This is a genomic window from Syntrophomonas sp. UBA1041 (genome assembly GCF_002316705.1).
GTDB lineage: Bacteria > Bacillota > Syntrophomonadia > Syntrophomonadales > Syntrophomonadaceae > DTU019.
Genome location: NZ_DCEA01000021.1, coordinates 1 through 12316 on the forward strand (window position 1 = coordinate 1; position 12316 = coordinate 12316).

11 protein-coding genes are annotated in these 12316 nt (G+C 51.3%); 1 reads left to right on the top strand and 10 read right to left on the bottom strand.

What is annotated here, in order from left to right; all coding sequences use genetic code 11:
- The 7 genes from B2633_RS04685 to B2633_RS04715 form a co-directional block, all read right to left on the bottom strand.
- On the bottom strand, positions 1 to 382 hold a 382-nt coding region (locus B2633_RS04685; protein ID WP_483169483.1), incomplete at its 3' end, for a YlbF/YmcA family competence regulator.
- A gap of 19 nt (positions 383 to 401) precedes the next feature.
- Positions 402 to 1748 (bottom strand): tRNA (N6-isopentenyl adenosine(37)-C2)-methylthiotransferase MiaB, encoded by a 1347-nt coding sequence (gene miaB / locus B2633_RS04690; RefSeq protein ID WP_483169497.1) that lies wholly within the window; start codon positions 1746 to 1748, stop codon positions 402 to 404.
- A 74-nt stretch (positions 1749 to 1822) separates the two neighbouring features.
- On the bottom strand, positions 1823 to 2173 hold the full coding sequence (locus B2633_RS04695) for a hypothetical protein (RefSeq protein ID WP_481038966.1): 351 nt from the start codon (positions 2171 to 2173) through the stop codon (positions 1823 to 1825).
- Positions 2174 to 2468: 295 nt separating this feature from the next.
- The gene (locus B2633_RS04700; RefSeq protein ID WP_483169485.1) at positions 2469 to 3095 is read right to left on the bottom strand and encodes a hypothetical protein; all 627 of its coding nucleotides are present in this window, start codon (positions 3093 to 3095) and stop codon (positions 2469 to 2471) included.
- Positions 3096 to 3230: 135 nt separating this feature from the next.
- Positions 3231 to 4508 (bottom strand): double-cubane-cluster-containing anaerobic reductase, encoded by a 1278-nt coding sequence (locus B2633_RS04705; protein ID WP_483169487.1) that lies wholly within the window; start codon positions 4506 to 4508, stop codon positions 3231 to 3233.
- Between the two features lie 211 nt (positions 4509 to 4719).
- Positions 4720 to 5178, bottom strand: a complete 459-nt coding sequence (locus B2633_RS04710; protein WP_483169488.1) for a GyrI-like domain-containing protein — start codon at positions 5176 to 5178, stop codon at positions 4720 to 4722.
- 112 nt (positions 5179 to 5290) lie between these two features.
- The gene (locus B2633_RS04715) at positions 5291 to 6586 is read right to left on the bottom strand and encodes an S-layer homology domain-containing protein (RefSeq protein WP_483169490.1); all 1296 of its coding nucleotides are present in this window, start codon (positions 6584 to 6586) and stop codon (positions 5291 to 5293) included.
- Between the two features lie 337 nt (positions 6587 to 6923).
- On the opposite strand from B2633_RS04715, the gene B2633_RS04720 reads away from it, so the two are divergent.
- Positions 6924 to 9059, top strand: coding sequence for a catalase (locus tag B2633_RS04720; RefSeq protein WP_483169492.1), 2136 nt, complete (start codon positions 6924 to 6926; stop codon positions 9057 to 9059).
- A 122-nt stretch (positions 9060 to 9181) separates the two neighbouring features.
- Here B2633_RS04720 and B2633_RS04725 read toward each other — a convergent pair whose 3' ends face one another.
- From B2633_RS04725 to B2633_RS04735, 3 genes are all read right to left on the bottom strand, one after another.
- Complete coding sequence (locus B2633_RS04725) at positions 9182 to 10765, bottom strand: LolA family protein (RefSeq protein WP_483169494.1); 1584 nt, start codon at positions 10763 to 10765, stop codon at positions 9182 to 9184.
- A gap of 18 nt (positions 10766 to 10783) precedes the next feature.
- Positions 10784 to 11317 carry an RNA polymerase sigma factor gene (locus B2633_RS04730; RefSeq protein ID WP_483169496.1) on the bottom strand — a complete coding sequence of 178 codons (534 nt, stop codon included), beginning with the start codon at positions 11315 to 11317 and terminating at the stop codon, positions 10784 to 10786.
- A 298-nt stretch (positions 11318 to 11615) separates the two neighbouring features.
- Positions 11616 to 12155 (bottom strand): hydrolase, encoded by a 540-nt coding sequence (locus tag B2633_RS04735; RefSeq protein WP_481038952.1) that lies wholly within the window; start codon positions 12153 to 12155, stop codon positions 11616 to 11618.
- Positions 12156 to 12316: the final 161 nt, after the last annotated feature.

The window sequence follows — 12316 nt, forward strand, 5'->3', positions numbered from 1 at the left end:
CAGGCAGTGTACTATGCCATGAACCGCCGCACCCATCGGGACTGCACCCGCCCGAAAGGCTCTGATTCATGGCATAGTACACTGCCTGCATCAGATTGTTGAATCTGTCCTGTGCATCCATGACCTGCTGTATCAAGGCATTGTTCTGCATCTGCTGCTCCAGTATGCTGAGATGATTTTCATCCTGGGGGGTGATATTTTGCCCGGCCCGCTGCTGGTTTTCAAGATTCATTCGAGCAGCCTGGTATTTCATCACCAGACCAAACGCAGTTTCGTCTGCCTGCAATTGATCCTGCAGCTTTTTTACTTCCATGAGTTCATCGGATTCGGCTATGGACGATCCAAGATCCATGGCTAATTTAATAATGGCGTCTCTGTGCAAGGGTATCTGCCTCCTATCTTTAAAGGCCGCAATCTTCTGCTATTTTGCCAAATAGCGAAAATGTCCTGGCTTCTGTTATTTTAACACGGATTGTCTGGCCAGCGATATTGTCAGGCCCAGAAAAAATAATAATGCGGTTGGTGCGGCTGCGTGAAGTCAATCTGCTGGGGTCGGTCTTGCTGGGACCTTCCACCAGGACTTGTTCACAATTGCCTTCCAGGCTACGGTTGATCTCCAGGGCGATCCCGTATTGCAGCTGAGTCAACTGGTGCAACCGGCTGCGCTTGATATCGACGGGGAGCTGGTCTTCCATCTCGGCCGCTTTCGTGCCGGTGCGGGGAGAATACATAAAGGTAAAAGCCGAGTCGAAGCGTACTTTCTGAACCATGTCCAGGGTGTCGGCAAAATCCTGTTCGCTTTCACCGGGAAAACCAACGATGATATCAGTGCTTATGGCCACTCCCGGGACCCGCTCGCGCAGGGCCAGAGCCCTCTCCAGGTAGTGTTCCCGGGTGTAGCCCCGGTTCATAAGTTGTAGAATCCGGTTGCTGCCTGACTGCATGGCCACATGAATATGTTCACAGACCCTGGGGTTGTCGGCCACGGTATCGATCAGTTTGTCCGACAGGTCCTTGGGATGCGAGGTGGTGAAGCGTATGCGCTCAATTCCATCTATCTCTGACACCATATTGAGCAGATCGGGAAAGTCGACGGACCCGTTAAGCCCCCTGCCATAGGAGTTGACATTTTGCCCCAACAGGGTAACCTCTTTATAGCCTGCTTCAGCCAATTTCCTGATCTCATTGACGATATCTTCCGCTTCCCTACTGCGCTCCCTGCCGCGGGTATAGGGCACGATGCAGTAGCTGCAGAAATTATTGCAGCCGAACATGATATTGACAAAGGCGCTAAAACCCCCGGAGCGTCGCGACGGCAAGGGCTCGATGATGGCGCCTTCCTTATCCCACACCTGCACCACCGGATGCCGGCCTTCTTCAGCTCGACGGATCAAGCCGGGCAGCTCATGTATATTAAGTGTTCCGAAAATTATGTCTACATGGTGCTTTTTGAGTATTTGTCTCACTTCAGCCAGCTGAGCCATGCATCCCCCAAAAGCCACCAGTTTAGAGGGGTCTTTGCGCCTCAAGGCCGCGATTTCGCCCAGCTTGCCGAATACCTTGTTCTCTGCCGAGTGCCTCACGCTGCAGGTATTGAATACAATCAAGGAGGCTTCCTCCGGGCTGGGCGCCGAATGGTACCCACAGCCTTCCAGGAGGCCGGCTATAACTTCTGAATCACGCACATTCATCTGGCAGCCATAGGTTAAGATGTGATAGCTTTTGCCCTGATCTTGCGCTTCCGGCATTACTGACATGTTCTATACCCCTTTATGGTCTAATATAATAAAGCCGGGCTTGACCCGGCTGTTGCGATCAAAATCTAATCCTGTGGCTCGTCAATGGCCTCTTCCACCAGTTTCCTGATTTGATCCAGGCTTACCCCGCCGGCCAGTCGCGGTTTGCCGTTGATCACCGTGATGGGATATTTGTAGCCCACCGAAAGTATGTTGAGAATCTTGGGATAGGCCTTCAGTCCGGTCTGCTCGACATCGACGTATCTTACCTCCACCTTGTCGCCATACTGCTCCTGCAGCACTTCGGCGACCATTCTGGTTGTCGCGCTGTAGTCTTCTGTGCCGCAGCAGCCCCCTGCAGTACAACCTTCACAGCCGTGGATTTCCCCTTGTGAACCCGCTAATATCTCTATTATTATTTTCTCTTGGTTTGACATAGCCATCCTCCTTAAACCAGCCGTTATCTTCAATAAATGATACATGATATGAAAACCCGGCTGGTTCGATTACCAGCATACCCCAAATTATACCCGGACGCAAGCCGTGAGAAGAGCATAGATGGACCGGGGGTAAGGTTTTCAAATGAACTGGCTGTGGCCCGCCGCGCGGTCATGAAAAGTTTTAAGCTTTAGCTCCAGGAATACCACCGTTATTATAATCTGACGGCGTTTTCGAGGGCTCTAAGGCGGTCCACCCTATGCCAGGAATACAACCATTATTGTAATCTGACCTTTAATCGAAATATTGTGCGCCGCCCAGAGTTATGGCGGTTATTCTGCTATCAGGCTGCAGGTTCTGATTGATGCGGTCATGGTTTTCCATACTGGAGAAGATAACCAGGACGCCGGGCTCGGTTTCAAACCAACCGGCTAAAGGCTGATCGCTCTGGTTGCCCACCCACTCTTTATAAAGTGCCCGGTATTTCTGCAGGGCATCCCGGCTCAAGTCGCCCACTTTAATCTCCAGGTTGGTGGGATAAAGGGCGGAATATACATCAACTTGCAGGACTTTTCCGGAAGTCTGTCCCACGACCACCTGGCAGTCCTCCGCATAGCTGCGAATCTTAAACGGCTCTCTGAAATGTCCGCCTTCATCAACCAGTTTTTCAGTATAATCCTGCCCTAACAGGCTGTCCAGCTGAGATACGGTCATTCCCAGCCTGAGCCCTCCCAAACTGGCTGCGCTCTGGCCTGCGGGAGGAGTATTTTCGCCGGGGTCTGACTGGCCCTGGTTGCCGGAAGTATCGGGTTCACCGCTGGCCGGCGGTGTCGAAGGCGGCTGGTTGCCCGCCCTGCTCTGACATCCCCATAATGTTACTGATAGTGATAAAACCAAAATCAGGACCAGAATTCTCTTCATATAAATAACCTCTCCAATAATCTTATAATTATGGCTTAACGGGTGGTTTCAGCCCAGATGACGCTCCCGCACTGCGGGCACTCGCCCAGGGCGTAGAGTGTGCCGTCGCTGAGGCGGCAGCCGGTAAGGCTGCTATTACAGCATCTCCAGAAACGCCTGGATACGAACCTGCAGCTGTTCACTGTCGGCCGGGCTGTAGTCGGTTTCCAGGTGCATAAAGGGTATGCCCCGGTCCTGCAGGGCCGCTTTGACCAGATGGCTTTCAATGGAATACAGCCCGCAAAACTGCAATGCATAATCTATTACGCCATCCACCCGGTAATCTTGCACCAGACGGATGATGTCATCCACCCGGCCGCTGTTGGTTGTGAAGCAGGCGCAGTTGGTTTTCATGTAGCGGCTGGCTATAGCCAGTATCTGCCCATCCAGATCAGTGGGAGTCTCATCTACCAGGTTTTCAAAGTAGCGGGTGCCGGTGCACATTTCCTCACATACTACTGCCCCGCCGCTGCTCTCAACCAGGTGATGCACTTTCCAGTTGGGCAACGCCATGGGACTGCCGGTGACCAGTATGCGCGGCGCATCGGCCGGAGCCACCCCCTCATGGCGGGCGATTCTCTCTTCTAACTCATCACAGAGAACATTGGTATTGTCTATGAAACGCTGTATATCGTCATAGAAAGCCACCTGGGTGACAGTCAGGGCGTCTTTCCCGCTGATAGGGACCGGAGAAGCCTGGCGGGTGCTGTGCAGGCGCTGCAGAGCCCGGCGTTTATCGTTTATGAGGCGGATGCTCCGGCTCAGATTCTCCGCGGTCAGTTTATTCCCGGTGATGTCCTCAGCGATTTTGACCAGATCCCAGATCTCTGCGGCGAAGCGCCGGACGTCCTGGTCGCGTTTCATCTGGGGAAGGTCCATGATGTGCATGGGCTTATATTGACTCAGAATCTCCCAGGCTTTTTTCTTGCCATCGCAGGTGGTTTCTCCAATGTACATATCCGCCAGCTGGCAGAAAGGGCTGGTGCGGTCTAATCTCGAACCTAGTGAGGATTTGATCAGGGCGCAGGTGTTGCGGGGCAATACGCTTTCACCACCCGGAACCCAGAACTCGTCGCCGCCGCACAGGCCGGTAGTAACGGCCCCCAGGGCACAAAGCACTTCGTCGGGGACATAGACACAGTAAGTGCCGAAGATCTTGCCGCCCTTTTGTTTGAATTCATAAAGCTCATAAGGCCTCTGACCATGAACGGTTTTCACCACATTGCTGAAATAATTCATTTTTTGGGGGCGGTTTTGCTGGGATAACAGGATTTCTTTGAAAACCATGGGAAAGGAATTAAGAAATTCATCATGTTTTTCCAGGTCCATACCGATGTCAGCCCACATCTGCCTAATCTCTTGATAAGTGGCCATCTGTAATTGTCTCCTTTCATCAATAAGACTGAAAATATTCCCGGCTCGATCTATCCTGCACATTTATAATCTGGAGTTATAAAGATAATAACCTGATATACGGTTTTATTGTACGGGGAGGCGTTTGAGAGGTCAAGGGAAATGAAAACCAAACGTGTCAAGGCCGTAGCGCTTGACACGTGATTGGGCAATATGTAATTCCAATTGGCAATTACTTTAAAAGAAACACTATCTTGGTTAAGAGTTCGCTTTCAGGCACTTCCATAGGGGAATTGTAATATAACTCGTATACCACCCCGGTAGGTTGGTGTCCGTTATCCTTAATCCACTGGGTTAAAGCCTCATAGGTGGGCCCCATTTCCTGGTAAGGGCCGGCGTAAAGAGCAGTGGCCTTTTTGCCGGCGGGAATCTCACTGGCTTTAATCTGGCCTTGTTCAGGCACGGCAGCGGCTACTGGAAATCCCATCTCAACATCCAGGTTTTCCATGTCCATATTGTAATAACATGCAAAGGCTGCATCCGCCGGTTGTTGTCCCAATTCCCCAAGATAAGTGATTATAGAGTGATAAGCTGCTCCCAGTTCTTGCGGCAGTTGGGCCACCGAAGTAGTTTTTCTGACGGACAGGACCGGCTGTGCGGCGGTTTCAATTATCTCAAACTTTTGATCCATAAAACGACCTCCCGTTTTTAATCATTGTAACCTAAAACAGGTATTTAGCTGCATTTTAAATGTTTTGGGCGAAATCTTGGCCATGCGGCGCGAGGTCCGGAAGAATTTCGCCCTAGAGGCTTAAGGCCCGGGAGATAACGGCGGCCGCCTCGGCGCGGTTGGCTCCTCGCCCGGGTTTGTAAGTATTGTCGGTGTAGCCCTTGATGATAGCTTTTTGACCGGCAGCCAGGACCGCATCCTGCGCCCAGTCTGAGATAGCGGCCCCGTCAGCATAGGCAGCTTTCAGGCTGCCCTTGACATCTGCATCGATTTCAGCCGCCTCCACGGTCATAACCGCCATCTGTTCCCGGGTGATGGGGTCGTCAGGCCCGAAAAAGGTGGAATTGTAACCACTGACAATGCCACCGGCGGCTGCGGAGGAAATATAATCCTTGGCCCAGTGTGACGAAGTGTCAAGAAATACTTTGCCGGTTTTCTTACTGATGTCAAAGGCTTTGACCAGGGCGGCTGCGAATTCGGCCCGGCTAATTGGCCGGTCGGGCTGGAATGTTCCGTCCGGATAGCCTTCCAAGACTCCGCTCTTCATCAATTTACGGATGTCTTCTTCCGCCCAATGAGCGGCAATATCCCTGAATTGTGATGTGGCCTTGTTGCTCAGGAATTTTTCTGCCGGCGGGACTATCGGCTTCTGAGGGGGAAGCTGGTATTTATCAGGGATAACCGGAAGGGATGCCTGCCACGGTTTTTCCGGGCTCTGGGAGGAGTCATCCAGAATCCGGCGTGCTTCAACAAAGTGCTCCCCATACCAGTATTTGAAGCTGGTGGTGATGCCGATGGCAGTAGGACGGCCTGAAATGGTCTGGATAATGGCGGGCTCCCCATTGATTTCCCCCATGTAAATAGCCACATGGCCGATGTGAGTACCGCTGCCATTGCTGTCTTTTTTCCAGAAGGTGAAGATATCTCCCGGCCTGAGATTTTCGGTGCCAACCAGTTCATATTTGTCGCTGCCCGGAATTTCGCGGGAGTATACCCCGGCAACTTTTCGGCCCACCTGAGGATATTTCCTCGAAGCTGAGGTTATGGTATATCCAAAATCTTTGTAAAGCAGTGCAGTGAAAATCGAACAGTCAATATAGCCGGTGCCCCCGTATTTGTAGTGACCGTATATCATATAACCGTGCTCCATATACCAGATAGCCCGGGCTACCAGGGCCTGGGCCTCACTGTTGTTATAGCCGGCCAGAAAAGCGTCAGCTAAGGCTTTGTCGTTTTTTAAATATGCCGCATAGTTGTCCTGGTATCTCTGTATGCGGCTCTCAATGCTGCTGGCCGCCCATGAGGCAGATGTGCCGGATGCGGAAATCATTACCCCCAAAATGGTTGCAATAATTAGCTTTCTTAACATGACTTGCCTCCTCTATGAAAGAATTGGTTCTATTTACAAATTTGCCATACATTTGGCTATGACCTTTATGTAATTTGTGGTAATGATGCCAGGGAAGTTTTTCCCCGCGTCATTTTTTGGTTAACAGAGGATGTGAAGTCAGGAGGCCGGTGGGGATTTTTAGTTTTAGAACAGCTCCGCAGGTCTTACAGGGGCTCCCTTTGAGACTGCCGGGTTCATATACACGCAATCAAATCCCCCCGGGGCATTAGGAATCGGTGGCATAACAAATATACTGCGAATATTTCAAGCCCCACCCCAACACACTAAGTGTAGATATTGAGAAAGGAAGGAAAGAATGGATACAAAGCAGAAAGAACAATCTTCAATAAACGAGCAAAGCAAGAATGAACAGCTGGAAATCTTTAGCATGAATCACGATATGGAACCCTTGACGACCAATCAGGGACTGCGCCTTTCCGATACGGATAATTCACTTAAAGCCGGATCTCGCGGCCCCACACTAATGGAGGACTTCCATTTTCGCGAAAAACTCACCCATTTCGACCATGAACGCATTCCCGAGCGCGTAGTTCATGCGCGCGGCTTTGGAGCCCATGGCTACTTTCAAATTTATGAACCTTTAACAGAATTGACCAAGGCCAGATTCTTGCAGGACCCTGCCGTTAAAACCCCGGTCTTCGTAAGGTTTTCGACGGTGGTGGGTTCCCGTGGGTCAGCGGATACCGTCCGTGATGTACGCGGTTTTGCCACTAAGTTTTATACTGAAGAAGGCAACTATGATTTAGTCGGCAACAATATCCCCATCTTTTTTATCCAGGACGGCATTAAATTCCCCGACGTGGTGCATGCTATCAAACCCGAACCGCACCATGAAATGCCGCAGGCTTCTTCCGCCCATGATACCTTTTGGGATTTTGTGGTCAGCACTCCGGAATTGGCTCATATGATCATGTGGTTGATGTCTGACCGGGCCATTCCACGCAGTTTCCGGATGATGGAGGGCTTTGCCGTCAATACCTTCCGTCTTATCAATGAGCAGGGCAAGGCTCGTTTCGTAAAATTCCATTGGAAACCGCTGCTGGGGGTGCACTCCCTGGTTTGGGACGAAGCCCAGAAAATCGCAGGGAAAAACCCCGATTTCCATCGCGGTGATTTATGGAATGCCATAGAGGATGGAGAGTACCCCGAATATGAACTGGGTATTCAGGTATTGGAAGAAGATCAGGAGTTCGCCTTTGATTTTGACATTCTTGATCCTACCAAGTTCTGGCCGGAAGAACTGGTGCCGGTTCGCCGCATCGGGAAAATGGCCCTGAACCGCAACGTTGACAACTTTTTTGCGGAAACCGAGCAGGTAGCCTTTCACCCCGGCCATGTAGTTCCCGGGATTGATTTTACCAATGATCCTCTCTTACAGAGTCGTCTGTTTTCCTATTTGGATACCCAGCTGATCCGCCTGGGCGGCCCGAATTTTCACGAGATTCCTATCAACAGGCCGGTTGCTCAAGTCCACAACAACCAGCGTGACGGCTATCATCGCATGACCATCGACCGTGGCCTGGTCAGTTATTCTCCCAACAGCATGCAGGGCAACAACCCCCACCCTGCCCCGGAGCACGAGAATGGCTATGTTCATTACAATGAAAAGGTGGAAGGCAAGAAAATTCGCGAACGCAGCGTCAGTTTTACAGACCATTACAGCCAGGCTACCCTGTTCTGGAACAGTATGTCTGCAGTGGAGAGGAAACATATTATCGAAGCCTTTCATTTTGAAGTCGGGAAGGTTAAGGATAAAAATATACGCCAGCGTGTGGTAAATATGTTTAACCATGTGGATACCCAGTTAGCTATTGAAATCGCCCATGGCATCGGCGTGTCCCCTCCGGAAGTGCCGGGCGGTACGGGCGTTGCCTATTCTTCACCGGCAGTCAGCCAGGAAAACACCACTAAACTGCCGAACACCCGAAGAGTGGCAGTGCTGGTGGAAAATGGCTACAATCACGATGACATCCTACAGGTTCTGGAAGCCTTGCAGTCAGTGGCGGTTCATCCCGTAATCGTCAGCAAGCAGCAGGGCATGCTTACCAGCACCGACGGGCGCCAGTTGGAGGTACAGGAAAGCTACAGCACTACCGGGTCGGTTCTGCACGATGCCGTATATGTGCCCGGAGGCCGTAAAAGCATTGACAGCCTGATGCAGCAGGGCGATGCCATTCATTTTATCAATGAAGCCTTTAAGCACTGCAAAGCCATCGCCGCATCCAATGAAGGTGTTGACCTCTTGACAACGGCTGATGTCAACCATATTTCCATGGCGGAAACATACAGTCATGGACTATTCTCCGATACGGGGGTTGTAACCATTAGAGATAGCTCCGATTTGAAAGACTTTGCGCAGGAATTCATTCACGCTATTGCGGAGCATCGTCATTGGGCCAGGCAGCAACAGAAAGAACTCGTGCCAGCTTAAGACCCCCAATGGGGTCGTCAGTCTTTGCAACCATCCCCACTCGCCTCCGAGCGCAAGGCCATCAACTGCGGTTATACAGTTGATGGCCTTTAGTAGTATGCTCGAATGGAGGTCTGTTATATTTAACGCGGATCGTAACCGACCACCGACCAGATTCCGGTTTCGTCCTGACGCACCAGACGCTTTAAATATACCTTGCTGACCGGTCCCGCGGACACTTCAACCACCGCCTGCACCCCATTGTTTATTGCTGTCTTAAAGGAGGCCGCTCCGATCTGGGGCTCACCCACAATGCCTTCCGGCGAAACTTTGAGATTGACAAAGGTGAGCGAAACCTGTAAAGGATCCAGCTGCCAGGGACTGCTGCCCCGATCCGCCTGCTGCTGATCGGCCTTGACAATGTCCATATCCACCGCAACTTTGACCCGGGCCTGGCCGGCCAGATCCCGGCTGGCTTCAGGAAGAGCGAGGCCGGGTGCGATCTGGGCCGCCAGGGCCGCCCGCTGAGCCCCGGATACCTGGATCTCAATGCCATCCTGCCTCCAGCGCAGGCTCTCCCCCCATACCTCCAGCGGGCCTCCCGCAGCCGTACCCAGCGCGGAATTGGCAGCCGGTTCAAAGACGCCCTGGGCGACCTTTTCCACAATAGTAGTATCACCATAGTCAAGGACGATGCGGCTTGCAAAAGCCAGGATACGGGATGGGGACTCCTCCGGGAGCAGCGGAATAAAACCGCTTATCTCAGCCGCTTCCTCCACGGTGCTGACAATCTGTCCGGGGTCGCTATCCGCCACTTTAAAACCTGGCGGCAATTGGTAGTCGAATATACCTGGATCAATCTGGGTATTGGCTTCGAAGCTCACAAATGTATAAGTGGTCTGCAGTGCGTTTTGCATCGCGGTTTGAAGTTGAATGGGCAGATCGGTCTCTTTATCAACCCACAGATAATACTCCAGACCTCCCGGAGGGGATATTCGCATTTTGCTGGCCTGACGACCGGCTATGACCTCTGAACCCACCACCTGATGCGGATAGCTTAAAGCCCGAGCGGCCTCGTCGCGCAAATCAAACCCCTGACGGGCAGGATCAGGGAGTAAGGGCAGCAAGGCCACCTCCTGCTTTTGCGGGCGCAGCTGCCATTTCTGCCGGCCGTTGTTGACTGTCAGGGTGCCGTCACTCTGCTTGATGGCATACTTGTCTCCTTCTGACCAGAGCTCCACCTGCCGTACCAGCCATTCCTGACCGGCTTCATTATGGGAGCGCATTTCCAGCACTCCGTGATAGCTGGATAACTGCCCTACTGCCTGCTGCATTGCCAGAGCCACATCCGTATGGAATATACCGGGGCGGCTGACGAACATCGCAAAGATCAGCACGCAGGCTGCCAGCGCGGTGGCGGCCGGCAGCAGCCATCCGGGCCGGACCGGTTTCCTCCGGGCGGTCCTATTTCGTTTGTTCAACCGAACAGCACCTTTCTCATTAAGTTCCTCCCGGGAACTCTGAGCCATTTCAAGAGCTACCTTTTGTGCCAACCGGTGCGCATAGCCCTCTTCGGGAAGAGCCGGTTCTTTTAAGGTTTTCACTGCTTTAACCGTCTCACACAGCCTGGCTAGTTCAGGGTCAGCGCCATAGCAATCGTTTTCAGGTTTTTTTTCTCGGTTCAAGTCATCAATATATTCGGAAAGAATATTTTCTTTATTATCCACCTTTTCATCCCTCCCGGTTTAGTCATGCTCATCCAGCATCTGCGCTAAGGCCTGCAGGGCCCGGTACTGTGTGACGCGAACCGCTGCTGCGCTTTTTCCCAGCATTTTAGCCGTTTCCGCCACAGAGTAACCTTTTAATATTCTTAGATCAAGTACGGCCTTTTGATCAGGTTTCAATTGGGTCAAGGCATTTTCAATCTGCATTCTTTCGGCAATGGTCTTTTGCTCATCCGCCGCGACCGTTTCCAGCGGTTTGGCCTCTTCGAAACTGATGAGTTTACCCTGGCGCTGTTTTTGCCGCCAACCATCCCGGATTATATTGAGTGCAACCATTTTCATAAAAGCCTGGATATTGTCAGGCTGGGTATTATGGCGCTGGCAGTAGGTCAGGGTTCTTACAAAGGTATCCTGGGTGATATCCTCCGCTTCTTCCCGGTTCTGTACCCTGTAATAGATAAACCCATAAAGCGGTTCCCATAATTCCAGACAAATGTGCTCAATTGACCGAGATTCGCCTTGCGCAGCTTTTCTGAGATGTTCAGCAGTAATCACAAATCGTCTCACCTTCTTTTAACCGATCGGCTTTAAAAATAAAGACGACAAAACCCTGGCAGGTGTTACATGGAGACTTAAGAGATGTTTAAGTCATAGTTCAAACCAGGCCCCCCAATAATCAGCCTCTTGATTAAACAGTATACCCAAGAAAATGCGTAAGCGTGAGGGCGGGGGCGGATAACCGCTGTCTTGGTATATTTTGGCATGGACACTAGAGAAGCATGAAAAAGCCGATCAAGGTAATATGATACCCTGATCGGCATATGATCAGAAGCAGACAGTTGTTTACTCCAGTTTATTTCACTATGGTGATGAACTGCCTGAACATCTCGTTATCAGCTATCCGCATCATTTCAAAAAGGGCTATCTCAGTCGTGGTGATGATTGCGCCCTGATCGCGCATGCGTTCCAAGGCTACCAGCCGATTCCAGGATTTGCGGGATGACACCGCGTCTGAAGCCACATGGACCTCATAATGTTCTTCGAGCAGGCCGCTGACAGATTGGTATACGCAGACATGAGCCTCAATACCGGCTACCAGCAGCTGTTTTCGCCCGGTTTCACTGACCTTTTTTAAAAAATTTTCATTTAGACAGGCATTAAAAGTGATTTTCTCTATGGGAGGCACATCTTCCAGGAGTCTGCTTACCTCAGGAATTGTCGCTCCAAGTCCCTGGGGATACTGTTCCAGCATGATGATGGGTAGTTTAAACAGTTTGGCCGCTTTTATGAGCTTGAGCCAATTATCGAAAACCAGATTGGACTCATGCACCGTCCTGGCCAGCGTCCCCTGTATATCTACCAACAACAAGGCAGTATTATCCATAACCAGCATTTGGCACCCTCCTCCAGAAAGATCATTGTATGGTTATTCTATCATGAATCTCTATGCACAGAACCAACTCATGTTAAAATCGCAATAAACTGGACTGTAGAAATTATGGCAGGGTAAGCGATTGGGGCTTGACAGGCAGAGCCCCTTTCCCCCCAGGGTTT